We start from the raw sequence: 24876 nt of genomic DNA on the forward strand, positions 1-24876 counted from the left end.
AAAATCAAAAAATAAAGGTCAGACATCTGACAGTTCTATGAAATTTTTATGCACGTGGATGGAACTGCTTGTACACTTCCGAAAGTCTTGTTTTACTAATATGCGTATAAATTTGCGTTGTAGAAATATCAGCATGACCTAGCATTTCTTGAACAGCACGTAAATCCGCTCCATTTTCGACTAAATGTGTTGCAAACGAATGACGTAAAGTATGTGGAGTTAGTTCGTGTTGTATACCCGCTTTCAATGCATGTTCCTTCATTAACTTCCAACAACCTTGCCTTGTTAAACGTTTTCCTCTTTGATTTATAAAAAAAGCCTCTGTTTTCGGGTATTTCCCCTGAAGTTGTCCACGCGCTCCATCTAAATAGGCACTTAACGCCGCTAATGCACTTTTACCTAATGGCACTATGCGCTCCTTACCGCCCTTTCCGAAAACACGTACAAATCCCATGGTTAGATGGATATCTGCTAAATCAAGGGCAATTAGCTCACTAATGCGCATTCCAGAGCCATATAGTAATTCAAGCATTGCCACATCACGCTTACCTTGTGGCTTACTACGATTTGGTGCTATAAGTATTGCCTCAATTTCCTCAATTGATAAGACATTCGGTAATTTTTGTTCAATTGTTGGCATTTCTAAATGCACAGTAGGATCTGTTTCTGCACGCTTTTCACGAAGTAAGAACTGATGAAAACTACGAATCGAAGAAATATGACGAGCTATTGTACGACTCGTTTTCCCTTGCATACGCAATTGCTCTAAATGGCGTAAAATGGTTGTTCGTTCCACTCGGCGAAAATCGGCCATTCCTTCAGCTTCCTGCAAAAACTGTACATAATTCTCTAAATCTCTGCGATAAGATGCTAGTGTATTTGCGGATAACTGCCGCTCTACTTGGATAAAATGAATATAATCTTCTATTGCATATTGGAATTCATTCATCGCGAAGTCGCCCCCTTACTGTCAATTATTCTCTATTCTAGCACGTACACAAGGAAAAGTGGTAAAGCTCCCTTTTATCGCTAATTGACAATATTCTGGCTCATCACCAAAACTAGGGGTTGATTTCCGTTCCGCCAGCGTGCTTTCCTGGGGGCGTTCGGTAAGCCGCTTCACTCGCTACGCTCGCTCCAGGGTCTTACCTGTGACGCTAATCCCCAAGGAGTTACGCTGGCTCCACTACAATCAACTAATGCTGCATTTTAAATGTCAACCTCATAATTTGGTGAAGAACTAATATTCTTCCTTGAATTTGACAACGCCTTTATATAGTTTGTTCGTTAATCCGTTCTTAATTCCTAAAAAATTGTCGCTCTTTCCTTGTCAGAGGATAAAACAAAAAGCTGCCTTACGAAATCTATAGTAAAGATTTCATAAGACAGCTTCATGTTGTTATTCTTCAGTTTCGTCGTTCTTATCATGACAACGCCAGCAAATACCGTGGAATGTAAGTCGGTGGTCCTTAATGATAAAGTTCCAACGCTTTTCTACAACGGCTTCCACATCTTCGAGTAAGTCTTCTTGGATTTCATCGACTGCTCCACACTCGATACACACAAGGTGATGATGGAAATGCGCGGCTCCCTCTTGGCGTAAATCATAGCGTGATACGCCATCGCCAAAGTTGATTTTGTCGACAATTTTGAGTTCTGTTAGTAACTCTAATGTTCTATAGACAGTAGCAAGACCGATTTCAGGTGCTTTATCTTTTACTAAAAGATAAACATCCTCTGCGCTTAAATGGTCTTCTTCATGCTCAAGCAATACAGCAACTGTTGCCTCTCGCTGCGGCGTCAGCTTGTAACTAGCACTATGCAACTGCTTTTTAATACGATCAATACGGCCCTCCATGTGACGCCCCCCTAAACTCATTCCATTATACCAAAGGAGTTAATCCTATTACAAGATAGCGATTTAATTTCAATTCCCTACGGCGGAATTACGTCTAGATTTTGAAATTTGCGAGTAAAATCTATGACATTCACCAAAGGGATTACACTGATTTAATAGAGCTAAATCAAGGCAATATATACGATATTACAATAAACTCTGCCACCATTATGATAAAAAATGCGATAAAATTCAACATAATTGATTGAGTGGGTACTTGTTTCCCCATTCTTCGCTTAGCCCAGGCTGGTACGAGTAAATTACAAAGAACTAGCAACAATATACAATAGATAAGTTGAAATGGGAACCACCAAATTGTGTAAAGCCAGAATGCTTCTAGTTTTTGCAATAAAAACACCGAACTAAAACCAAAAAAAGTTGCGCGCATCGCCACAGTTACACGGATAAATATTTTCAAAAAGTTATGAGTTGCTAATAAGAGGATAATACCGACAGATACGATTACGGGCAGCACTAAGCGAAAAATTGACTGCTTGTCCCCTGCTAACCGTGGTTCAATATACAATATAAAAGACTCCGCATTCGCACTACCAATAATATGAAAGCAGATAACGCCACAAACAAAGCTCACTGCTAAGATAGACGCGTGATAAAAAATAGAGACCGTACGAGACATTAGCATTCTCCTTTTCTTGTAAAGGTTGTTACAGCTTATGCTCGACTTCTACTATTATGCAAGGTTGTCCTTGTGATTATTTTGTTTGTTGCATAGCGAACCAAATGACTGCAAACGCTGTTTTGGCGTCATAAATACGCTCATCTGCGACCATCTCTTGTGCTTCCTCCAACGAAACTTCTAGTAATTCGACAAATTCATCTTCATCTAAATCTGCCTTTTCTTCAATTTGATATAAATTTTTTGCCACATAAATATGAATGATCTCATCTGCAAAGCCTGGTGATGTTGCAAAGGCTTGTAAAAACGTCAATTTATGTGCGCCATAGCCCGTTTCCTCTTCTAACTCACGGCGAGCTGTAACAATTGGCTCTTCTCCCGGCTCTAGCTTCCCAGCTGGAATTTCAATAATGGAACGCTCTAAAGCTTTTCGATACTGTTCTACTAAAACTAGTTTACCTTCATTCGTAACAGCAATGACTGCAACTGCACCAGGATGTTTAATAATTTCACGTTTTGCCGTCTTGCCATTTGGCAAAATGACCTCATCGACTTGTAGCTTCACGATTTTCCCATCGAAAATGGGTGTTGTGTGCGTTGTTTTCTCTTCAAATTTTTTCATTTGCAAAGACCTCGCTTGTTCTTCGGATATGTTCATTGTACCATTACAAGTAGCGAATTCGAAGGAGGATAAAAGAATGAAAAAAAGACAGCTCGGCTCGAGTGATTTGTTCATTTCTGAAATAAGTTTAGGGGGCATGTCTCTTTCGACAGATAAAGACAACGCAGCAAATATTGTCGATATGGCACTTGATGCAGGTATAAATACTATTGATACAGCCGATTTATATGATTTTGGGGTTAATGAAGAGATAATTGGATCGATTTTAGGTAAACGCCGTCAGGATATTGTGCTAGCGACAAAAGTAGGTAACCGCTTTACAGAAGGCGTGGATGGCTGGCATTGGGACGCTTCGCCTTCTTATATAAAAGAGGCTGTTCGTGCTAGCTTAAAGCGACTTGGAACAGATTATATTGATGTCTATCAACTACACGGTGGTACGATTGAAGATGATTGGGATGGAATTATCGATACATTTGAAGGCTTGAAAAAAGAGGGACTAATCCGAGAGTATGGTATTTCTTCAATTCGACCAAATGTGTTGAAACGTTTCTTACCAGCTAGTTCGGCAAAAAATGTCATGATGCAGTATAGTGCGCTCGATCGTCGTCCTGAGGAATGGCTTGATTTTGTAGCAAGTGAAGGTGCTTCTGTTGTAACACGTGGTACTGTTGCGAAAGGCTTACTTACAAACGAGTGGGCAGAACGAGTGCGTCGTTCAAATGGCTATAACGGATATACAGCAGAGGAATTACATACAACCCTAGCAAAGCTAGCCGACCATTATGACGATTTACATGCTCTTGCGTTAGCATTCAATTTAAAAGAGTCTGCGATTGCTTCAACTGTAATTGGTGCTAGCTCACCCCAGCAACTTGAAGAAACACTTGTAGCCTATGAAAAAGCTGCATCGATTACGGATTTGCAAATTGCTAAAGAGCTGACAAAAAATGAACAATATACTGACCATCGATGAAAAAATGGCTTGTTTTACTCGCATTTTTAGTGGTACTGGCAATCTCTTCTAGCATGACATATGAAGAACAGACGATTATTCCAGCACTTGAGGATGTGCTTGCGAGTAAGCCTTTTGAAAAGCAGTTATCCGTATTAAAAATTCCTTACTGGGATACGGTTGTCTCCATAGAAGAACGTGGCTATTTTGAATTTGTTGAGTTTTTAATCCGTAAACTTACGCACTTTGTAGGGTTTGGCTGCATTGCACTTGGACTCTACTTTGCCTGGGGTAAGAGGCGAAATCCTGCTGTCGTTGCAATCTTCGGGACAGCACTTATCGCTGGAATCGACGAGTTTCGTCAAAGCTTTACACCTGGTCGCATGATGAATGGACAGGATGTGTTAGTGGATACAGCTGGAGCTATTGTGTTTGTTGGCGTTGTCGTGTTGGTGAAGAAAATACGAAGAACCTAAGATAAATTAATAGAGGTGATTTGAATGTTAGAACGTTCAATGGAGAATACATGGGATTTAAATAAAGGAAAGGGAGTGGTTTAAAGAAGAGCTTCATTTTTGAATAGCTCTTCTAAATAAAAAGTAGAAAAGAGGACTATTAAAATGAACAAAAATCAAAGTGTAATTAGTGATGGATTTGAGTTAAATTACTGTATAAAAGGACAAGGAACACCAATATTAGTGGTGGGCAGCAGTGTTTATTACTCTCGATTGTTCTCAGAAAACTTATATAAAAAGTTCCAGTTTATATTTTTGGATCATAGAGGATTTGTAGCGCCACCTCGTGCTTTAACACCAGAAGACTATACACTAGATAAAGTATTAGATGATATAGAAATCGCACGACAATCGCTCAACCTTGAAGATTTTATCATACTAGGACATTCTGGACATGCATTTATGGCTTTGGAATATGCAAGAAAATATCCTAGACATGTTCAGAAGGTGATTCTTTTAAATTCTGCGCCTACGAATAGTGAAGAAAGACAGCAACAAAGTTTTTCATTCTTTAATGAAACTGCGGAGCTCGAAAGAAAAAAACAGTTCGAAAAAGATATTGCATTGTTGGAAAGTGATATCCAAAAAGATCCCACAAGACGGTTTGTTCACATGTGCATTCGTATGGGTGCTCATAGTTTTTATGATTATACATTTAACGCTGCGTATATGTGGGATGGCGTCTATACAAATTTGCCCATCATTGATCACCTATGGGGAGAAGCATTTGGAAAACTGGACCTAATACAATCATTGAAAAACGTTAACAAACAAGTATTTTTAGGTTTAGGGCGATATGATTATTTGGTTTCACCCGTTTCTCTGTGGGATTCTGTTGACGACACATATACAAACGTAACGAAAGTAATTTTCGAGCAAAGTGGGCATAACCCAATGTTTGAAGAGCCTCAGTTGTTTGATAGCACATTGTTTGAATGGATTAACAAGAGATAAAAGAAAAGACGCTAAGCAAATCATAGCTTAGCGTCTTTTTCAGCAAACTTTAGTTTAGATAACGATGATACCTACAGTAATAACAATAACCCGAACGACAAGCTAAACGAAGAATTTGCTGCTAAATGAGATGCCAAAATAAAATATAGATATGGAACCGGTGAAATGGGAACTATTCTCTTTAAATAACCGATTTTTTAGGTTTCAAACTTAGTGCATAGTAAGTTTGGATAAATAGTAGGATACATCCAATTCCAACAATACTTATTAATTGTGATTGTTTTGTAAAAATAGAATAAAACATTAATCCAAAACTTAAGAAAACCATTAATCCAATAATCCAGTAATAGAGCTTATATAGCCCCTTTAACATTAAATGTTTTTCACCATCATCATAGCTGTCAAAAAGTTCTTGCTGATATGTAGGTGATTTTGGATCTGGCAACTTAAACTCAGGATTTGTGTAGCGATTTAAATAATAGACCATCCCCAATCCAACGAACGATAAAATAGATAATAATATAGCATAACCAACAATTTTGGGGTGCGAATCACGCACAAGCATAAAACCTGCGATGATAGATACAAATGAAATAGTTAAAGCTGCCTGTGTCCACAAAACAGTATCATAGGCTTTTCTTTCTATTGAAAGCTGTCGCTCATCTTCTTCTTCAAAATCAACCTTTTTCTCTCCAATACTTTGTGCTAGCATACCGTAAGCACTTGCTATGATTAAACAAAGTAAACAAATAAAATTCGACAAAACTAGTAGGTTATACGTGACTGTTTGTTCGTAAATCTCTCCAATCCAATTAATAAGTGAATAAAGGAAAATACTCAACAAAATGAAAGGCAAAGCAATTTTCTTCATGATAGTTCCTCCTCAGAAAATAGAAATACATCTTCAATTGATTCATTAAATACTTTCGCTATACGTGCTGCAATAAGTAATGAGGGCATATATTCCTCTCGCTCGATTAAACTTATTGTTTGTCTAGAAACTTTTGAACGCTTAGCTAATTCTGTTTGATTCAAACCATTTCTTGCACGTAATTCCTTGAGTCGACTTCTCATTTCATCACCTCTTCCGTATTGTACACAATAATTTCCATTTTGACAACAATCCTTGTCAAAATGACATCTAAATATTTCAAATTATAGAAAGCGTTAAGTTTCTTTTTGTTACTTTCACTTGATTTTACTATCGGAAATTACATAAAAACAGTGAACCCACAAAAAATGGATTCACTGTTTTTTCTAGACTAAGCCTAACATTAAAACTTCGAGCCTTTGTCACCATATTCATTCAATAATTCTTCAAATGATTTGTTTTTCTCACGTTGTTTACGTTCGAAAGCTAGTTTGGCTTGGCGCTCTTCTTCTGCTGCTTGTTCTTTTGCAGTTAGATCTTGCTTAGCTGCTTTTAATTTCGCTAAGACATCGCCACCAAGCTGATCGGCAAGTGTCATTGCTTCTTGCTTTGGCATCCCCGCTGTTGCACTATTCTCTACACGCTGTTGTTGTTTTCTTTTCTTTCCCATTCATTTCACCCTCTATATCAATTACGCCTCTGTGTAATTACGTCCAGATTTTGAGTCGTACGAGCACAATTCAAAATCTACGATATTCGTCAGAGACTTTAACTTTAGGGACGTTGTACAATTGTTGCTACGCCTTGTCCACCACCAATGCAAAGAGTTGCAAGACCTGTTTTCACATCACGCTTTTGCATCTCGTGTAAAAGTGTCACTAGAATACGTGCACCACTTGCACCAATTGGGTGACCAAGGGCAATTGCTCCCCCATTTACATTTAGTTTATCATGATTAAAGCCAAGTTCGCGATCAACAGCAATCGATTGTGCCGCAAACGCCTCATTTGCCTCAATTAAATCTACATCTTCAAGCGTTACATTTGCTTTTGCTAGCACTTTTTTCACGGCTTTTACAGGACCAGTTCCCATAATGGCTGGATCTACACCAGAGCTAGCATTGGCTGTAATTTGCGCCATTGGTGTTAAACCTAACTCAACAGCTTTTTCTTTTGACATCACAACGACCGCTGCTGCGCCGTCATTAATGCCCGATGCATTCGCTGCTGTTACCGAACCATCCTTTTTAAATGCTGGACGTAGCTTCGATAATGACTCTTCCGTTACGCCAACACGCGGGAATTCATCGTTAGCAAAAATAAATGACTCCCCATTTCGTTGCGGGATTTCGATAGATACGATTTCGTCATTAAATTTACCTGCTACCATCGCAGCTTCTGCTCGCTGTTGGGAACGTGCAGCAAAAGCATCTTGTTCCTCGCGTGAAATTTCATACGCATCACACAGATTTTCAGCCGTAACACCCATATGATAATCATTAAATGCACACCATAAACCGTCATGAATCATCGTATCGACAACCTTTTGGTTACCCATATGGAACCCTTCACGCGCATTTTTTAATACATACGGCGCTTGGCTCATATTTTCAAAGCCACCTGCTACAATGATATCTGCATCTCCTGCTATGATCGCTTGTGTTGCTAAATGCACAGCTTTTAAGCCCGATCCACATACTTTATTGATTGTTAACGCTGAAACAGCATACGGTAGACCTGCCGCAATCGATGCTTGTCTTGCAGGGTTCTGTCCTAACCCTGCACTCAATACATTCCCCATAATTACTTCATCTACGTTTCCCCCCGTAATGCCAGCTCGCGTTAATGCTTCTTTGATGACGATGGCGCCAAGTGCAGTTGCAGGGACATCTTTTAAAGTCCCTTGAAATGCACCAATTGCTGTACGCACAGCACTGACAATCACTACCTCTTTTGTCAAAACCATTCTCCCCTTTTCCCCGTTCAAAAAACGACACTTCCTGCATAAACTACTAGCAGATATCTATATTTTAACAAATATTTTGACGATTTTCGACAAAGAAAGCGTCTTTGCTTGTTGTTTAGATATTGTAAAATGTTGTCGTGTTTTAATCAATCTCAGTTGGGAACATTACAATGTAAAGAAACAGTTATGAGGAGGTGCTCAACATGAAGAAGAAAATGCTTTTACTTTCTAGTATTACAACGACTCTCGCTGCAGCTGCAACCGGTTTTTTCGGCTTCGCACTTTCGAATAAATTGATGTACATTCAGCAAAAGGATCCTGAATTTGTGCGAGAACGTGAAACAACAGCCAAACGTTTCGACGAAGTTTGGTACAACCAACATTTCAAATGCGAATTAAATATCGACTCTCCTAACGGCTACTCGATTCGTGGCATCCTGTTCCAACCGCTACAAACGAATAATACAATTATTATTTGCCATGGTGTGACAGAAAATAAAATTAACTCCGTACGCTATGCACGACTTTTTGAACGACTTGGCTACAATTCAGTAATCTTTGACCACCGACGTCACGGCGATTCAGGTGGAAAAACGACCAGTTATGGACACTATGAAAAATTAGACTTGGATGCAGTTGTCAAAACGGTGAAAGCAATGGTTGGCGACGGCGCAATTATTGGCATTCACGGTGAATCAATGGGCGCTGCAACAATGCTCCTATATGCAGGTACTGTTGATGATGGTGCTGATTTTTATATTTCAGATTGTGCGTTTTCTGATTTCTCGATACTCCTAAAGCAATTAGCGAAAACCGAACTAAGATTTGGCTCGATTATTCCAATCCGTTTTGCAGATTTTTTCATTCGCTTGCGTGATGGATACTCGTTTAAAAGTGTGACTCCCGCAGAAGCAGTAACCCATATCGAAAAGCCTGTATTATTTATCCATAGCTTAACGGACACGTTCATTCCAGCTTCGATGTCGTTGGACTTATACAACAAAAAAAGTGGTCCAAAAAAATTAAAGCTTTTTGAAACTGGTGCACATGCACAGTCCTTTAATGAAAATATGGCTGAATATGAGGATCTCATACATGAATTTTTAGAAACTTTTATTTACAAAAAAATACACAACGATTCCTCTTCATCCAATGTCATTCCATTTGCCTCTAAATAAAACTTTATTGCCGGCGAATCTGCCGATCAAATAGAAAAACCTTGCATAGCTAAAAACTATGCAAGGTTTCATTTATTATTCCGCGAAAACGATATGCCATTCATCGCGTTTTGCTAAAAATTCCTTAGCCAACTCTTGAGCACCTTCTAGGCTATGGCTTGCTGCCCACCCACATTGTACTTCGTTACATGCAGGCACTGCAGTTGCTTTTGTGACATCTGTAAATGTTTTTTCTAAAATATCGAGTAAATCCTCGTAATCGTTATGGTTAATTAGTGATACATAAAAACCTGTTTGGCAACCCATTGGACTAAAATCCACGATATTATCTGAGTAATTGCGGATAATATCTGCCGATAAATGCTCTAATGAATGTAGTGCAGGCATGTCCATATGCTCTTTGTTTGGTTGTTTCAAGCGAATATCATATTTATAAACTTCATCCCCGCTTTTACCCGTTTTCACACCAGCCAAACGAACGTAAGGTGCCTTTACTTTCGTATGATCCAAATCAAAACTCTCGACATTTGTTTTTTCCTTTTCCAACACGAACAACTCCTTTTATCTATCTAAATCTATTATAACGAGTTTTTGTTAGAAAAGTGCAACTTTTAAGAATCATCTAACATTAAGTCTGTTCAAATATAGAATACGTATAAAAACCTCACATATAAAATTTTAGGATATAAAAAGGATCTACACCAAAACATGTTCTTGACTTAAAAACAGTGTAAGCACATGGAACGGAAGGCGGCGACTCCTTGGGGATCAGCGAACAACTTGAGACCCCGCAGGAGCATTAGCGACGAGGAGGCTCAATGTTCGCCCCCAGGAAGCTCTTGCTCTGCGCGAAAGCGAAGCGTCAGCGGCAAAGCGGCAAAGCGTCCGCCTGTAGTGGAATGTGCTGTCAAGTACAGACTTTGGTGTAGAGCCATAAAAAAAAGCAACTTGTCCATTATCGACGAGTTGCTCTTAAAAATCCAAATTATTTTTGGAATTTATTCATTTGTGCCATCATTTGACGTACTTGCTTTTCAGACGGAGTACGACCCATTTGTGCCATCATCATACGAATCATTTGTTCGTTGATTGGTGGGTTTTCTTTTAAATGTTTCATCATAGCTTGACGTGCGAAATAGAAACCAAGCGCAGTACCTGCTGCTAATGCGATAATTACGATAATAATCCAAATCCATGTTGCCATCTTGCCAACCTCCTCCACTACAATATACCGAGATAAACTCTCCACGCTAGATTATACACGAAATGCTTGCGTGTTACTATATATTGCAATGAAATTTCCTAGTGCATATGATACTTCCTCGGTTTGAGCCAGCCACACTCGTTCTCCTGCTTATTAAAAGCGATAAAACGATCACTCATTTTAGCCAACATTTGAAACAAATCTAAATCTAACATGCGAGAACCCTCACAGTATATACAAATTTTACGCTCCACCAAATAAATCGCCATCTTGCCTTTAATAGGATGCTCCAAAAATAGCGCATTACGCGTTCTTTCTAAATGTGTGTATTTTGAATCTAGTTGAGCTGCTAAGATATCTGCAACATCTTCAAAACGGACTGAATCGCAAATGTATGATAATTCTTTCAAGGATTTCTCATTTGCATCTTCACAACCTTGCATCATTTCAAGTAACTTTCGCTCTCTACCAAAAATAAACGTTAAGTGTTCTTCTTTTATTTTATAAATGGAATAGGTTCTCATAAGAAATCCCCTTTCGTTCAGTTTCATTTCCGTTAGTATATCGAATTCCTTTTCGTTTGTTTGTCAAACGGAGGAAGCGTTAATCATCTATTTTTGTCGAAAAGTTTCTATATTGCTTCCTTTCTGGCTCCCCTCAGCCTCAAGACCTAGATGAAAATCAATTCCTAGTCCGTTTTAGTAAACTCTCCTGACAGGTAATATAAAAGTACAAACGAAAGGAGCAAACAAACATGAGAAAATTTCTATTATTATCAGGAGGCTTTATCGCAGCACTTGTTGCACTAGCCCTAGTCGGACCTATAGCAGGTCTACTATTTTCAGGTGTCCTTGTAGCACTAGGTATGCACTTCTACATCGCAAGCCAATCTACATTCTCTAAAATCATTTGGTTCACAGTAGGTTTAATCGGTGTATTATCAGCCGTATCTAACATTCCAGCAATGGTAGGTTTAGCAGCGATCGCTATCATCTATGTCATCTATAAAAAATGGAATGGCGAAATCGTAGAAATCCCTACAATTAAAGCAAAAGAAGAAGCAGATCCATTCACAAACTTCGAAAAAGAATGGTCAAACTTAACAAAATAATAATGCTAAAGCGCCATCAAAGGTGTGGCGCTTTAACCTAGATAAAAAAAGGAGCGAAACAAAATGAATTTATTACAACGTTTTAAATACACGCTAGAGGCTGATTTACATCAAGTATTGGATAAAAAAGAACAAAAAAATCCTATCGCAATGTTAAATCAATACATCCGCGAAGCAGAAAAACAAACAGAACAAACAGGTAAATTACTTGAGCGACAAGGTCAACTAAAAGAAAAGTTAGAAATTGAATTCAAAGAAAACGCGGAGTTACTGGCTAAGCGTGAAACACAATTAAAACTTGCTTCTGCTAGCGGAGAACAAGATTTAATCGACTTTGCAACGGATGAAGTAGCAGCTTATTCATCACGCAACAATACATTACAAGCAAGTATTGAAGCAAGTACACGCGAATATTTCGAACTTGAACGTAAGTTTGAAACAATGAAACATAAAATTAAAGATATGAAAGTGCGTCAATTACAGTTAATGGGCAAAGAAAACGTAACACGTGCTCATCACCAAATGGATGGAATGCTTGCTAAAAACAATCAAACAAATTTCGAGGACTTAGAATCTTATATCGATAAATTAGCTTACCAAATCGACAAAGATCATGAAGTCACTACGTTCGAAGCACGTCTTGCAGAGCTAGAAAAAAATGCAACAACTCCTGAATCACCACTACTAATTGAAAACAAATAAAATGTTATAATAGAGAAAAAATGCGCCACATCTGAGGCGCATTTTTATCTCGTTCGAGAGAAGCATCTTCTTCTCTCACATATTTTAGTAGAAAGAAGGTGCTCCCCTTTGCAAAACTTTAACACGAATAAACTCTCTTTTTGGGTAATCTGCTTCTTTTTACTTCTCTTTATTGAGTTGACGATTTTCAATACTGGCGGTGCTTTTTCATTATTAATTGGTGCCGGACTACTTTATTTAAGTTATTCAAAAAACAGTCCATCTTTTAAATGGCTCGGTATTTTCTTTCTTGCCATTGCGCTCTTTACAATGTGGAGTTTGCGCTTATTTATCGTATTTCTGCTCTTATATATGCTTTATAACTACTTACAAAAAGAAAACGAGCCAAAAGTTATTGGTCATGCGCTTTTTGAAAAACTACCTGCGACAAAAAATGAACTATTCGGTATGACGCCTGCCCCTATTGAAGCTTTTAAATGGCAAGACGTCCAAATACAGCGCCTCGCTGGTGATATTACCATTGATACGACGCAAACTATTTTGCCTGCCGGTACTAGCCTAATTTCGATTCGCCAAGGGATTGGTAAAGTACATATCCATGTCCCTTACGAAATTCCGTTCCGCGTTCAATATACAACGCTATTTGGTGACATTAAATGCTTAGATTTTGGTCCGCAACGTTTAATCAATGAAAGTGTAACGTTTGCAGATGGCGAGCCTGAAGATGCAAAACGTAAGCTCATTATTCACGTGGCGACATGGCTTGGTGATTTGGAGGTGACGCGTAAATGATTGCTTTCATTTCAAGATTATTTACATTGTTCTTCTTATTTGTAGGTGCTACTTTTGGTTTACTCTTTTTAGTATGGGGGCAACCAAATGAAAAAGCATGGCAACCATTATGGCAACAAACCTATGATACTATTCCACTCGGTGGCGTTATTGTCATGAGCCTATTTGTGTTAAGTATCGTAATTGCAGGTTGGATTGGTACCACAGCTAGAACCCGCGAAGCTCAGGCTACTCGCTTTGTCAAACAGTTAATAGAACCCGATTTCGTAATACCGAAAAAACAGGCATTGCCAAAACCACTAAAAAAAGCACTAACCCAAACAAGCGAACTGATTGACACACAACGTAAAAGCTTACAACGTCTCTCAAATGAACGTGCTGAAGCACATGACAAAGTGATTCAAGAACGTATTATTGCAGAACGTCAGCGGCTAGCGCGCGAACTGCACGACTCCGTTTCTCAGCAATTATTTGCGGCTTCTATGCTATTGTCGGCCCTAACAGAAAGCAATGAAAACCCAGAAGGATTAAAGCAAGTGGAGAAAGTTGTCCAACAGGCACAGCTTGAAATGCGTGCATTACTCCTTCATTTACGTCCTGTTGCGCTTCACAATAAAACCCTTGCACAAGGTTTAGAGGAACTTATTATTGAACTACAACAAAAAGTATATTTCCATATAGAATACGAACTCGAGGAAATGTCGTTAACAAAAGCCGAGGAAGATCATTTATTCCGAATCGCACAAGAAGCATTATCAAACACGCTGCGTCACGCAAAAGCGAGTGAAGTCGAATTACTCCTTGTCGCACGTGATGGCTTAGCGATTTTACGCATTCAAGATAATGGTCTTGGCTTTAACATTGAAGCCGATAAATCTACATCTTACGGGCTACAAAATATTGCGGAACGTGCTGTTGAAATCGGATGTACGTATAAAATTGTTTCTGTACCAGACGAAGGTACGATTGTTGAAGTAAAAGTTCCATTGCAAAAGGAGGTCGATTTAGATGATTCAAGTACTGATCGTGGATGACCATGAAATGGTGCGCATCGGTGTTTCTGCCTATTTATCAGCGCAATCTGATATCACAGTCGTTGGCGAGGCTGAAAACGGCAAACAAGCGGTAGAGCTTGCACTTGCACTTCGCCCAGATATTATTTTAATGGACAATGTCATGCCCATCATGACAGGCCCAGAAGCCACTGTAGAAATTTTAGCGAAATGGCCTGAGGCGAAAATTATGATGGTTACAAGCTTTCTTGATGACGACAAAGTATATCCTGCTTTAGAGGCAGGTGCGATTAGTTATATTTTAAAAACTTCCAATGCTAAGCAAATTGCAGATGCCATTCGTAAAACAATTGGCGGCGAAACAGTATTAGAGCCCGAAGTAACATCCAAAATGATGCACCGCATGCGTTATGGCTCTAGTACACCGTTATATGAGCAGCTTACAGATCGTGAAATGGAAGTACTATTATTGATGGCGAAAGGTAAGGCTAATCAGGAAATTGCCGATGATCTATACATTGCCTTAAAAACTGTGAAAACACATGTTAGTAATATCTTAGCAAAACTTGAAGTTCAAGACCGTACACAAGCAGTTGTTTATGCGTTTCAGAATGGCCTTGCTAAGTAACGGGAAGTGTATCAGCGATTATGCGGAATCTATCGGCTATTTTGACGTTGTTATCGGCGATATTTATCATTCTATCAGCGAAAAGAGGACTGCATATTCTAGAAGAATACAGTCCTCTTTTCGCTAAACACCTAAATGCTGTCCTAGCTCTTCACTAACCTTCTTAACTTCTTCTTCATCTAATATGTAGTACCAATACTTACCTATTGTTTGCCCAACACCATTCTCAAATTGCAATTGTTCGATCTTACCATCCAACTTACCATATAATTTTTGTAAGTCCCTCAGTTGAGACGCGGTAAAATTCATTTTGACGTTTTCTCCAAACACCTTAAATATATCATTTAGTTGCAATAATATTTTTGGGTTTTTCGCTTCAGATAGTAAGGCTTCTAGCAATTGTTTTTGTCTCACCTGTCTGCCAAAATCACCTCGGGGATCTCCATATCGAATTCTTGAAAACACCAGCGCTTCTTCCCCGTTTATCGTAATTTCACCTTTTGGAAAACTAAATTTACCGTGAGCTAAATCCAAATCATTGTTGATCTCAATGCCATTCACGACGTCAATTATCGATAAAAAGCCCTCCATATTCACCGCAACATAGTAATGAATAGGAATAGATAGTAGATGCTCTACTGTATTAATGGTCATAGAAACACCTCCACGCGTATAAGCATGGTTAATTTTTTCTACCGAATCATTACCGATAATATCGACACGTGAATCTCTCGGAATACTTAGCATCTTAATGGTACCTAAATCAGGATTTACTGTCGCCACTATCATTGTATCGGTTCTCCCATTATCATTTTCCCGTTCATCAATCCCTAGAAGTAACACAGAAAACGGCTCCAAATGAAGTGTTTGATCTGAGGTTGCCATATTAGTTGCTCCCTTTATTACTTCAGACCCATTCATCTTTACCAATGCCTTTTTAAAAGAATAATAATTTGTACCTGCCCATGCTATTCCGATAAATACAACAAATAATACGCCCAATAAAATCCTTTTTTTCTTTATTGATTTTTTTCTCTTCGCGGTTCGCGTTAAATTATTATCCATATAAATAGCCCTCCCCTAGAGTATTTCTTAATATAATTAGCTCTTTTTCAAAATATGTATTTGACCAATCATCCCATTTCGGGCATAAGCTAGGACCGCTAGAGTCGTCGCGACTTTCGTTCCATGTGCTTTTTATCAATATATAACAAACTTTGGTTTCGCACCATCAAATATAACGCAATTTACCAAAAATGGTTTCCTTTACGAGGTCATATTTTAACTATCATATATATAAAGCTACTAACTATATTAAAATCAAATGATTTTAGCACGTCTATAATATAAGAAAAGAGATGTCCCAAATTTTAGACACCTCCTTTTGCTACTATCTTCTGTTTCTGCATCGATTAAGTTATACGAGATAGAAATATCTTCTGCACTCTATTCAATAACCTCTTTACATTGCTAGATTTTTTTCAAGGGCAAACACCAGTTATACAGTGATTGTCTCTGGGCAATTATTTTAGTTTGGTGGCATTATTGTCGATGAACTAGCACTTAACGGTAACGGTAAGTGCTTTTATTTTTTCATAGGCACTATCATTACACAATGCTTATATGTTTCAATATCCTTTTTAAAATCAATAAAAAACGAAAAAATACCGCAACGCCCTTATTAGAGCATTGCGGTATTTATATTAAAAATTATAGAGCCTTCACTTTTGCTACAACATTTTCAACTGTGAAGCCGTATTTTTCCATTACTAATTCGCCTGGTGCAGATGCGCCGAACTTGTCGATCGCAAGTACATCACCTTCGAAACCAGTGTATTTATGCCAACCGAATGAAGATCCCATTTCAATAGCAAGACGTTTTGTTACAGCTTTTGGAAGAACTGATTCTTTATAAGCTACGTCTTGTTGCTCGAAGCGATCCATTGCAGGCATAGATACTACTGCTACGTCGATACCTTCAGCTTTTAATGCTTTTTGTGCTTCTACAGCTAGTGAAACTTCAGAACCAGCTGCAATGATTAGTGCATCAGCGACTTCTTTAGAAGCAGGTGATACTGTGTAAGCTCCTTTTTTAACACCTTCACGTACTGTTTCGATTGGCGCGTCAAGTACTGGTAAGTTTTGACGAGATAATACTAAAACAGTTGGTGTTTTTTCAGAAGATACAGCTAGCTCCCAAGCTACTGAAGATTCGTTTGCATCAGCTGGACGAATTACAGAAAGGTTAGGCATTGCACGTAATGAAGCTAAATGTTCAACTGGTTCGTGTGTAGGGCCATCTTCCCCAACAGCGATTGAGTCATGTGTGAATACATAAGTAACAGGTAGACCCATTAATGCAGAAAGACGTACAGCTGGACGAACATAGTCAGAGAATACGAAGAATGTACCACCGAATACGTTTACGCCACCATGAAGTGCCATACCGTTCATCGCTGCGCCCATTGCAAATTCACGAACACCAAACCAAATATTGCGACCTGCATAGTCGTCTGCAGAGAAATCGCCAGCGTCCTTCATTGTTGTTTTGTTTGAACCAGCAAGGTCCGCACTACCACCGAAGAATGAAGGTGTTTTCTTAGCGATTGCATTGATTGCTTCACCTGAAGAATTACGAGTTGCAACAGATTTACCTACTTCATATACAGGTAATTCTGAAGCGAAATCTTCTGGTAATTTACCGTTCATTGCGTTTTCGAATTGTGCTGCTAATTCTGGGAATTCAGCTTTATATGCTGCGAATAATTCGTTCCACGCCGCTTCAGGTTGAGCACCTTGCTCTTCTGCTGCTGCTTTATATGTGTCATACACTTCTGCAGGAATTTGGAATGGCTCGTGTGGCCACTCATAAGCTGCTTTTGTTAATAATACTTCGTCTGAACCAAGTGGAGCACCATGAGAATCCGATTTACCAGATTTGTTTGGTGAACCAAAACCGATTACTGTTTTTACTTCGATCAGAGTTGGTTTACCTGTAGATTTTTTCGCTTCTTCGATAGCAGCGTTAATTGCAGCTGTATCATTACCATCTGCTACTTTTAAGTAGTTCCAGCCGTAAGACTCGAAGCGTTTTTGAATGTTTTCAGAGAATGACTTTTCTAAATCACCATCTAAAGAGATATCATTTGAATCGTAAAGAACGATTAATTTTTCTAATTTTAAGTGACCAGCTAAAGAAATTGCCTCAGCTGCTACACCTTCCATTAAGTCACCGTCACCGCAAAGTGCGTATGTGTAGTGATCTACAATGTCATATCCTGGTTTGTTATAAGTTGCCGCTAAATGACGTTCAGCCATAGCCATACCAACTGACATAGCAATCCCTTGACCTAAAGGACCAGTAGTGGCTTCAACCCCAACTGTATGACCGTACTCAGGATGTCCTGGAGTTAATGAATCCCATTGACGGAAGTTCTTAATTTCTTCCATTGGTAAGCCATAGCCACCAAGGTGAAGTAAGCTGTATAAAAGCATTGAGCCATGACCTGCTGAAAGTACGAAACGGTCGCGGTTAGTCCATTTTGGATTTGCTGGATTGTGGCGAAGTTGTTTCGTCCAAAGCGTGTAAGCCATTGGTGCAGCCCCCATTGGTAAACCTGGGTGACCTGAATTTGCTTTTTCAATTGCATCGATTGACAATGTTCGGATAGCATTAATCGCTAGTTGATCCGCATGTTGAGTCATGATATTGTGACATCCTTTCTCGTCCTAGATATTGTACCTTTACAGTTTAGTCAAGATTGCATAAGAAAACAATGCTTTTGTAATACTACGTGAGATTTATGAAATACTAGATCAAAAAAATGTCACATTAATTCAAGAATTTATTCTTTTTGGCTTGCTTTACCTTTTCTGGCGTTACATCATTTCCTTCTGTATCCACAATTTTCACATTTTCAATCGTATCACGCATAGTTGCACGGAACGTGTCTAAGTATTCTTGGCGAAGTGCTGTACGTTCCTTTGCTTCTGCTTCTGTTAGTTTTCCTGCTTTTGCCTTTGCAGATAATTCATTGATACGATTAATTTTTTCTTTCGATAACATTATTCCACACCTCTTTCGTACTTATACTACTACAAAAATATGCAAAAAAGATTAGAAGCGCAAATTATTTGCCTTCTAATCTTTCTTGGTGTTCTTGATATCTACGATGTACGGTTGCTTTACTAACATTAAAGCCCAAGCCTCTAAGTGTTGTAGCAATTTCTTGGAAAGTAAAACCTTTGTTACGTAGCTGGATAATTTCTTCGATTGGGACTTCTTTTCGCTCTTGCCCTTGTACGTTCCCACGGTTCGTTAGATTTTTCTCAGGGCGATAGCCGTTTTCAACAGCTCGTCTCATACCACGACGAATTTTTGCATTATGAATTTTGCGCTGATACTCTTCTACAATTGCTAAAATTTCTAACAACATCGTATCCATTTCATTTAACTGTACCGGTCCTGAATCTTGCATCGAAAAAACATCTGTTTCCGTTTTTTGCAATAAATGAAGAACCGCCATACGAGCATTACCACGACCTAAACGTGTTTCATCTTGAACGAACAGAGCATTCACGCCTTCTTCTTTAATAAAATCTAACATTTCAAGGAGTCCTTCTCGCTCAACATCATAGCCACTATGCTTGTCTTTGAAGACACCTTTTACATTGTAGTCTTGCTTTTTTGCATAGCTCACAAGTTCATCTTCTTGTCGCTCGAGTGATGAGCTTTGCGTCTCCTTTTCTGTACTAACACGGCAATAGACGACAGCCGATTGTTTTTCATTCATCATTGTTCATTTCTCGCAATTTCTATTGTATTGATGGGCCTAGCTTGATCGCCAACTACTGGAATAACTAATAACTTTCCTGCCACGATTTTTGCATCTGTTAATTCATTTTTTAGCTTAACGATTTGTATCCACTCATCTGTAGACATTTTACCACGATGTTGTTCGCCTAACGACCATAAGCTATCGCCGTGTTTGATATGAATCTCTGTATATGTAATATCTCCAGGATCGGTTATTAGGAGATATCCCGCAAATAACACGCAAGCTCCTAGTAAAATTGAAATATGTACGTTCTTTTTCATCCAACTCATTACCAATTTCCCCTTTTCGAATGTTTGTTCGGAATGTATGTTCTCATAATAAAACGAACAAATGTTTTTGTCAAACACTTTTCGAACCTATGTTTGCATACATGTTCGCATTCTGCTATACTATTTAATAAGGAAAACGAGTACATAAAAGTTAAAGAGGTGAGCATTATGAAAAAAGTTTCGAAAAGGCAAGAGGACATTTTGGCATTCATCAAAGAAGAGGTTCGCGCTAAAGGTTATCCACCATCTGTACGCGAGATTGGAGAAGCTGTAGGACTTGCTTCTAGCTCGACTGTGCACGGTCATTTAGCACGTTTAGAGCAAAAAGGCTTAATTCGCCGTGACCCGACAAAACCACGCGCTATCGAGATCCTAGAGCCTGAAGATACAATCCAAAAGCAAAGCGTCATTCATGTACCATTAGTTGGTAAAGTAACAGCAGGTTCACCGATTACAGCGATTGAAAACATTGAGGAATACTTCCCATTACCAGACACATATGGTACTAGTGAAGATCAGTTATTCATGCTAGAAATTATGGGTGAGTCAATGATTGAAGCAGGTATTTTGGACGGAGATTTAGTCATTGTAAAGCAAAAATCAACTGCGAATAACGGGGATATTGTTGTAGCAATGACAGAAGAAGACGAAGCAACAGTCAAACGCTTCTATAAAGAAAAAACACATTTCCGCCTTCAGCCTGAAAATGCAACAATGGAACCGATTATCGTGAACCAAGTTTCGATTTTAGGACAAGTAGTTGGTCTATATCGTCGCGTACACTAATAAAAGACAAAGCTGTCCCATTAGTCAGGACTTGACTGAATAGGACAGCTTTATTTGTGTTATGCTTCTCTCTTATATTTCAAACTAGCTTCTACGAATGCGTTAAATAGTTTTTTTGCGACTTCATCTCCAGCAAGTGCTTGTTCTTCTGGATGCCACTGAACAGCTAAACAAAATGGCAATGATTGATGTGATACGGCTTCGATGATCCCATCATTCGACTTCGCCACAACTTTTAATGTCTCACCCACCACATTAATCGCCTGGTGATGATATGAATTGACCGCAATTTGCTCTCGCTCAACAATTTGCATTAATACATTATCTTGCTCGATATTTACATAATGCGTTGCCACACCACGTGCTGCTTGTTGTGTATGCTTTAGCAGTTTACTACTATGATATTCCGAATCAATATCTTGATAAAGCGTGCCACCTAGTGCGACATTAAGCAATTGAATACCACGACATATCCCGAAAATCGGCATTTGTCTCGCAATCGCAGCGTTTGTCAGGGTAAGCTCAACTGTATCTCTTTCCGGGTAAATCTGCCCTAATTTTGGCGACGGCTCTGCGCCAAAATGAAATGGATGTACATCGTGACCACCAGATAGTAATAACCCGTCAGATATAGATAAAATTTGTGCGACGTCCGCCTCTACACCAAAAGGTAGTATCATCGGAATTCCGCCCGCTTCTAGTACACTCTTACTATATGCCGCATTTAAGCGCGAAGATAAATCATCCTCCGCACAAGCAGTAATTGCAATAATCGGTTTCAAAACAACATTCCCCCATTAAGTTTAATTTCTACCAAAGCCCTAAGTACCAATTTGTCATTACATCACCATAAAAATAAACAATGATCGCCGCTAGTGCAATCGACGGCCCAAATGGCACAGGCGTTTTTCTCCCCTGTCCTCGTGAACGTAAGACCACGATGCCGACAATCATACCAATAACTGCCGCTAAAAACAACGTCAGTAACGAGCCGAGTGTGCCGAGTACGAGCCCGATTAAAAAGAACAACTTGATATCCCCACCGCCCATGCCACCTCGCGATAACACAGCAATACTATATAATATGCCAAACAATACGAATGCCCCTAGTAAACTATCCCACCAAGGCGTTAACGGTGACACCATACGTCCAATTACCAGCAATGGTAAAAAGAAAAGCAGCACCTTATCAGGAATCAGCATATATGCTACATCCGACACAACAATAATAACTAATAATGAAATAAATAAAATGGCCACAGCAAACTCTGCACTAAACCCTAACTGCCAATAAGCAAACGCAAACAACACGCCTGTCACAAGCTCCATAAACGGATAAATCCACGAAATCTTTTGCCCACAACCTCGACACTTCCCAGCTAAACATAAAAACGATAGCACTGGGACTAAATCGAGCACTTTTAGTTGTCGTTGACACGTCATGCAATGTGAAGTTGGCGCCACAATCGACTCCTTCATAGGCACACGTAAACCCACCAAGTTAAAAAATGACCCAAACACAAGCCCAAACACAAAAACCATACTTGTATAAACAATTTCCACGATATCTTCCCCCTAAACTAAGAGGCGCCCATACCATTTACGTATGCGCGCCTACTCTTCATTTTTCTCCTTCATAATAGAAGGTCGTTATTTGTACATTTGCCTTCACTGTAGGATCTGCACCCTCTTGGAGTTGCTCTTCTTCTCCTGGTGAAGAGATACTTAACGTATCAATTTTCATAATACGTTCAATTTGCTCTATTTCTTGTAAGAAATCTTGTAAAGCTTGCAGATCAAGTGCTGCGATATCAATACTAAACGTGACAAGCTTTAATTGCTCTGGCAAAGATTCCTTTGCGATAGTCGAAACAGGTAGCTCATCAGTTGTGGCCACTGTCTCTCCCCCTGTTTGCTGAGTATCAGTTGTATTTCCGTCTGTTGCAGATGCACCCTGAGCTACTTCCTCATCCATTACAGGTGCGTTGGGATCCGTAATTGTGGAATCTACAACCAGTGAATCATAGTTATTGAAACTAATCGATTCTACCAACGTACCCGTTACTGCTTCAATTTCCGCTATAGCTAAAAGTACTTTTTCTATTTCTCTCGTTTGTGGTACTTTTTGTCGTAATGTTAAACTATTTGATAGAGAAGTTTGTTGTGTCTCATCTATGAATGTAATTTGCTCTTGCAAGCTTTTAATCTCTTGATTTAAGGTACTGAGCGTACTTTCCATTGCGTTCACTTCATCTAACTTTGGTGATAGCACATAGGAATACACTGCGAACAAAATCGCAGCAATTAAAGCTGTCAAAAGAAGAATGGCTGAATTTTTACTACTTGTTATTGAATTCATCCTTCTCCCCCTTTAGCTAAATATGCATAATCGATAAACATCTTAATCGTAACCGAATAGCGTGGTATTTCTTTGAGTTTATCTTCTAATTTCTTGTCTTCCGTTTGTTCTCCAAGTGCTACTTTAAAGTTTTCAATTGTGTCTACTTGAATATCTCTAAAATAATCACTTGTTCCTAGTTTTTCTATATAGCTTGAAATAGCATTCATCGTCTCAAAATCAATTGTTACTGTCACATTTTCTTCCCCAAACGTATACCCACGTAAAAATGTATTCCCCGGTAAAAATACCAACGTTTCATTTATTAATGGTGTGACGGGATAAGATACATTCTCTACAAATTTAACTGATTGCGCAAGCGACCCTGCGTTAATATTATTCTTTGTATCAAACTCCTGTTGAAGTGCATTACGTTGCGTTGTTAGCTCTAACTCCTGCTTTGATAAAGTGGTGATATCACTTTTTGCCCCAAAATATATGACAATCATAGACGCTAGCACAATCGCTGTAATCGCTATTAACACAGCATATAGCAATGTAGGTGAAGCATTTTCCTTTTCTATATTGGGCAAAAGGTTAATGTCAGGTACCATCAGTTAACCTCCTTTAACGCAAGTCCAAGTAATGTCGCAAATGACTCCGAAAATGCTGGGAAGTGCTTTTGAATACTCCCATTGTTGACAACTTTTAAAGGCGTATCAAAATTATTACTTAATAAATCAGCAATCGACTGTAAAATAGGATTATCTCCTAATGTAATTATTTCATCGACTGCTTTTTCACCTTTATGCAAAGAGAATTTAAAGAAATTCATCATACGTTCAATTTCCAGTACCTGATCTGTCACGACCATGCGATACTCCTCTTCTCCAACTACATGCTCAAATGAATAGCAATTTTCATCTACTTGCTCTGCCTTCCAATCTGCTAAATTTGTCTCAATCGATTGGTAGCGCAAAAACTCTACATTGCCATGTGAAAAAATACAAATCGACAGTTCATTGATGGACCAATCGGCAATTAAATACGTCTTATGCGAATCTATTAACTGCATATGTTCCAATAATCGAATATTACATAAAGCCCGAATATCGGCAGCTTGCGGCTTAAAGCTGGCATCCAAAAAGATCCCCAACATTTTATTAACTTCTTCAGAAGGGACAGCAAACAACATCGCCTGTCCATCGCCTGATTTTGGATCATGAACGTCAATTAATGGCTCATTGAACGGCAGATGAATAGACAAGCCAAGCTCCATCTCCACATATCCCTTTAACTGTTGTGGTTCAACATCACTTGGATGGCTAAAGTTTTTTAGAAGCACCAATGTATCTGGTACAAACAAGCGAACATTTTGCTTTTTACCCGCCCATTTTGTGACATGTTCTTTAATAATCCCGTAAAGTGCCATCTCATCTATAATGACTGCATTCTCTACAATACCTTGCGCTAAAGGAACCTCATAACCTTTCCAAAGCGAAGCATCAAGCCCTTTAGCCACAATCGCACGCAATACATAATCTTTTATTTCTATTGAAACATGTGACTTCTTCTTTTTGTTGAACATGCGAAAAGACGCC

Annotated in this window: 31 protein-coding genes; 10 read left to right on the forward strand and 21 right to left on the reverse strand. The window is 38.9% G+C overall.

Translation table 11 applies throughout. The annotated features are described in order from the left end of the window. Positions 1-46 precede the first annotated feature (46 nt). The 4 genes from xerD to ACIQ2D_RS01630 form a co-directional block, all read right to left on the reverse strand. Positions 47-949: a site-specific tyrosine recombinase XerD gene (gene xerD / locus ACIQ2D_RS01615; protein WP_402858369.1), complete on the reverse strand. Its 903-nt coding sequence runs from the start codon at positions 947-949 to the stop codon at positions 47-49. Positions 950-1399: 450 nt separating this feature from the next. Then, complete coding sequence (fur, locus tag ACIQ2D_RS01620) at positions 1400-1858, reverse strand: ferric iron uptake transcriptional regulator (RefSeq protein ID WP_402858372.1); 459 nt, start codon at positions 1856-1858, stop codon at positions 1400-1402. A 166-nt stretch (positions 1859-2024) separates the two neighbouring features. Continuing rightward, positions 2025-2534: a hypothetical protein gene (locus tag ACIQ2D_RS01625; RefSeq protein ID WP_402858375.1), complete on the reverse strand. Its 510-nt coding sequence runs from the start codon at positions 2532-2534 to the stop codon at positions 2025-2027. A 76-nt stretch (positions 2535-2610) separates the two neighbouring features. Next, complete coding sequence (locus ACIQ2D_RS01630) at positions 2611-3156, reverse strand: NUDIX domain-containing protein (protein WP_402858377.1); 546 nt, start codon at positions 3154-3156, stop codon at positions 2611-2613. A 76-nt stretch (positions 3157-3232) separates the two neighbouring features. Here ACIQ2D_RS01630 and ACIQ2D_RS01635 point away from each other — a divergent pair, with 76 nt between their 5' ends. From ACIQ2D_RS01635 to ACIQ2D_RS01645, 3 genes are all read left to right on the forward strand, one after another. Continuing rightward, a complete protein-coding gene (locus ACIQ2D_RS01635; RefSeq protein ID WP_402858380.1) occupies positions 3233-4132 on the forward strand; it encodes an aldo/keto reductase in 900 nt (299 codons plus the stop codon). Further along, on the forward strand, positions 4129-4587 hold the full coding sequence (locus tag ACIQ2D_RS01640; RefSeq protein WP_402858382.1) for a VanZ family protein: 459 nt from the start codon (positions 4129-4131) through the stop codon (positions 4585-4587). The genes ACIQ2D_RS01635 and ACIQ2D_RS01640 overlap by 4 nt, the downstream gene beginning before the upstream one ends. Before the next feature lie 144 nt (positions 4588-4731). Then, entirely contained in the window at positions 4732-5580 is an 849-nt protein-coding gene (locus ACIQ2D_RS01645) for an alpha/beta fold hydrolase (RefSeq protein WP_402858385.1), read from the forward strand. A gap of 181 nt (positions 5581-5761) precedes the next feature. Here ACIQ2D_RS01645 and ACIQ2D_RS01650 read toward each other — a convergent pair whose 3' ends face one another. The 4 genes from ACIQ2D_RS01650 to ACIQ2D_RS01665 all read right to left on the reverse strand — a co-directional run bounded on the left by ACIQ2D_RS01650 (position 5762) and on the right by ACIQ2D_RS01665 (position 8416). After that, positions 5762-6451, reverse strand: coding sequence for a DUF3169 family protein (locus tag ACIQ2D_RS01650; protein WP_402858388.1), 690 nt, complete (start codon positions 6449-6451; stop codon positions 5762-5764). Next, a complete protein-coding gene (locus tag ACIQ2D_RS01655; RefSeq protein ID WP_402858391.1) occupies positions 6448-6654 on the reverse strand; it encodes a helix-turn-helix transcriptional regulator in 207 nt (68 codons plus the stop codon). Before ACIQ2D_RS01655 ends, ACIQ2D_RS01650 begins: the two co-directional genes overlap by 4 nt. A 200-nt stretch (positions 6655-6854) precedes the next feature. Further along, entirely contained in the window at positions 6855-7121 is a 267-nt protein-coding gene (locus ACIQ2D_RS01660) for a YqkE family protein (protein ID WP_402858394.1), read from the reverse strand. 104 nt (positions 7122-7225) lie between these two features. Next, the gene (locus ACIQ2D_RS01665) at positions 7226-8416 is read right to left on the reverse strand and encodes an acetyl-CoA C-acetyltransferase (RefSeq protein WP_402859198.1); all 1191 of its coding nucleotides are present in this window, start codon (positions 8414-8416) and stop codon (positions 7226-7228) included. Positions 8417-8619: 203 nt separating this feature from the next. On the opposite strand from ACIQ2D_RS01665, the gene ACIQ2D_RS01670 reads away from it, so the two are divergent. Beyond that, positions 8620-9594 carry an alpha/beta hydrolase gene (locus tag ACIQ2D_RS01670; protein ID WP_402858397.1) on the forward strand — a complete coding sequence of 325 codons (975 nt, stop codon included), beginning with the start codon at positions 8620-8622 and terminating at the stop codon, positions 9592-9594. A gap of 75 nt (positions 9595-9669) precedes the next feature. Here ACIQ2D_RS01670 and ACIQ2D_RS01675 read toward each other — a convergent pair whose 3' ends face one another. The 3 genes from ACIQ2D_RS01675 to sirA all read right to left on the reverse strand — a co-directional run bounded on the left by ACIQ2D_RS01675 (position 9670) and on the right by sirA (position 11322). Beyond that, positions 9670-10140 (reverse strand): S-ribosylhomocysteine lyase, encoded by a 471-nt coding sequence (locus tag ACIQ2D_RS01675; RefSeq protein ID WP_402858400.1) that lies wholly within the window; start codon positions 10138-10140, stop codon positions 9670-9672. 439 nt (positions 10141-10579) lie between these two features. Continuing rightward, positions 10580-10798 carry a YneF family protein gene (locus ACIQ2D_RS01680; RefSeq protein WP_402858403.1) on the reverse strand — a complete coding sequence of 73 codons (219 nt, stop codon included), beginning with the start codon at positions 10796-10798 and terminating at the stop codon, positions 10580-10582. 98 nt (positions 10799-10896) lie between these two features. Continuing rightward, complete coding sequence (gene sirA / locus ACIQ2D_RS01685; protein WP_402858406.1) at positions 10897-11322, reverse strand: sporulation inhibitor of replication protein SirA; 426 nt, start codon at positions 11320-11322, stop codon at positions 10897-10899. 230 nt (positions 11323-11552) lie between these two features. On the opposite strand from sirA, the gene ACIQ2D_RS01690 reads away from it, so the two are divergent. The 5 genes from ACIQ2D_RS01690 to ACIQ2D_RS01710 all read left to right on the forward strand — a co-directional run bounded on the left by ACIQ2D_RS01690 (position 11553) and on the right by ACIQ2D_RS01710 (position 15044). Beyond that, positions 11553-11909, forward strand: coding sequence for a lmo0954 family membrane protein (locus ACIQ2D_RS01690; RefSeq protein ID WP_402858409.1), 357 nt, complete (start codon positions 11553-11555; stop codon positions 11907-11909). 63 nt (positions 11910-11972) lie between these two features. Continuing rightward, positions 11973-12611, forward strand: coding sequence for a PspA/IM30 family protein (locus ACIQ2D_RS01695; RefSeq protein ID WP_402858412.1), 639 nt, complete (start codon positions 11973-11975; stop codon positions 12609-12611). A gap of 108 nt (positions 12612-12719) precedes the next feature. Next, positions 12720-13403, forward strand: coding sequence for a cell wall-active antibiotics response protein LiaF (gene liaF, locus ACIQ2D_RS01700; protein ID WP_402858415.1), 684 nt, complete (start codon positions 12720-12722; stop codon positions 13401-13403). Next, the gene (locus ACIQ2D_RS01705) at positions 13400-14437 is read left to right on the forward strand and encodes a sensor histidine kinase (protein WP_402858418.1); all 1038 of its coding nucleotides are present in this window, start codon (positions 13400-13402) and stop codon (positions 14435-14437) included. Before liaF ends, ACIQ2D_RS01705 begins: the two co-directional genes overlap by 4 nt. Further along, positions 14412-15044: a response regulator transcription factor gene (locus tag ACIQ2D_RS01710; RefSeq protein WP_402858421.1), complete on the forward strand. Its 633-nt coding sequence runs from the start codon at positions 14412-14414 to the stop codon at positions 15042-15044. Before ACIQ2D_RS01705 ends, ACIQ2D_RS01710 begins: the two co-directional genes overlap by 26 nt. A 123-nt stretch (positions 15045-15167) precedes the next feature. Here ACIQ2D_RS01710 and ACIQ2D_RS01715 read toward each other — a convergent pair whose 3' ends face one another. The 5 genes from ACIQ2D_RS01715 to yneA all read right to left on the reverse strand — a co-directional run bounded on the left by ACIQ2D_RS01715 (position 15168) and on the right by yneA (position 20151). Beyond that, a complete protein-coding gene (locus tag ACIQ2D_RS01715; RefSeq protein ID WP_402858424.1) occupies positions 15168-16109 on the reverse strand; it encodes an LCP family glycopolymer transferase in 942 nt (313 codons plus the stop codon). A gap of 645 nt (positions 16110-16754) precedes the next feature. After that, complete coding sequence (gene tkt / locus ACIQ2D_RS01720; protein ID WP_402858427.1) at positions 16755-18749, reverse strand: transketolase; 1995 nt, start codon at positions 18747-18749, stop codon at positions 16755-16757. A gap of 127 nt (positions 18750-18876) precedes the next feature. After that, positions 18877-19110 carry a DUF896 domain-containing protein gene (locus tag ACIQ2D_RS01725; RefSeq protein WP_402858430.1) on the reverse strand — a complete coding sequence of 78 codons (234 nt, stop codon included), beginning with the start codon at positions 19108-19110 and terminating at the stop codon, positions 18877-18879. 64 nt (positions 19111-19174) lie between these two features. Further along, positions 19175-19840, reverse strand: coding sequence for a YneB family resolvase-like protein (locus ACIQ2D_RS01730; RefSeq protein ID WP_402858432.1), 666 nt, complete (start codon positions 19838-19840; stop codon positions 19175-19177). Further along, a complete protein-coding gene (gene yneA, locus ACIQ2D_RS01735; protein ID WP_402858435.1) occupies positions 19837-20151 on the reverse strand; it encodes a cell division suppressor protein YneA in 315 nt (104 codons plus the stop codon). The genes ACIQ2D_RS01730 and yneA overlap by 4 nt, the downstream gene beginning before the upstream one ends. Positions 20152-20319: 168 nt before the next feature. Between yneA and lexA the strand changes: the two genes are divergently transcribed. Then, positions 20320-20937, forward strand: coding sequence for a transcriptional repressor LexA (gene lexA, locus ACIQ2D_RS01740; protein WP_402858438.1), 618 nt, complete (start codon positions 20320-20322; stop codon positions 20935-20937). Positions 20938-20996: 59 nt separating this feature from the next. On the opposite strand, the gene ACIQ2D_RS01745 is transcribed toward lexA, so the two are convergent. From ACIQ2D_RS01745 to pilM, 5 genes are read right to left on the reverse strand one after another with little or no spacing between them, the layout of a single operon-like run. Continuing rightward, a complete protein-coding gene (locus ACIQ2D_RS01745; protein ID WP_402858441.1) occupies positions 20997-21719 on the reverse strand; it encodes a gamma-glutamyl-gamma-aminobutyrate hydrolase family protein in 723 nt (240 codons plus the stop codon). Between the two features lie 28 nt (positions 21720-21747). Next, positions 21748-22500 carry a prepilin peptidase gene (locus ACIQ2D_RS01750; protein WP_402858443.1) on the reverse strand — a complete coding sequence of 251 codons (753 nt, stop codon included), beginning with the start codon at positions 22498-22500 and terminating at the stop codon, positions 21748-21750. Positions 22501-22558: 58 nt separating this feature from the next. After that, the gene (locus ACIQ2D_RS01755) at positions 22559-23296 is read right to left on the reverse strand and encodes a potassium transporter (protein ID WP_402858446.1); all 738 of its coding nucleotides are present in this window, start codon (positions 23294-23296) and stop codon (positions 22559-22561) included. Continuing rightward, positions 23293-23889: a hypothetical protein gene (locus ACIQ2D_RS01760; RefSeq protein ID WP_402858449.1), complete on the reverse strand. Its 597-nt coding sequence runs from the start codon at positions 23887-23889 to the stop codon at positions 23293-23295. Before ACIQ2D_RS01760 ends, ACIQ2D_RS01755 begins: the two co-directional genes overlap by 4 nt. Then, complete coding sequence (pilM, locus tag ACIQ2D_RS01765; RefSeq protein WP_402858452.1) at positions 23889-24863, reverse strand: type IV pilus biogenesis protein PilM; 975 nt, start codon at positions 24861-24863, stop codon at positions 23889-23891. The genes ACIQ2D_RS01760 and pilM overlap by 1 nt, the downstream gene beginning before the upstream one ends. Between the last annotated feature and the right edge of the window lie 13 nt (positions 24864-24876).

The sequence above is a fragment of the Lysinibacillus sp. NPDC097287 genome (assembly GCF_044761695.1).
In the GTDB taxonomy this organism is placed as follows: domain Bacteria; phylum Bacillota; class Bacilli; order Bacillales_A; family Planococcaceae; genus Lysinibacillus.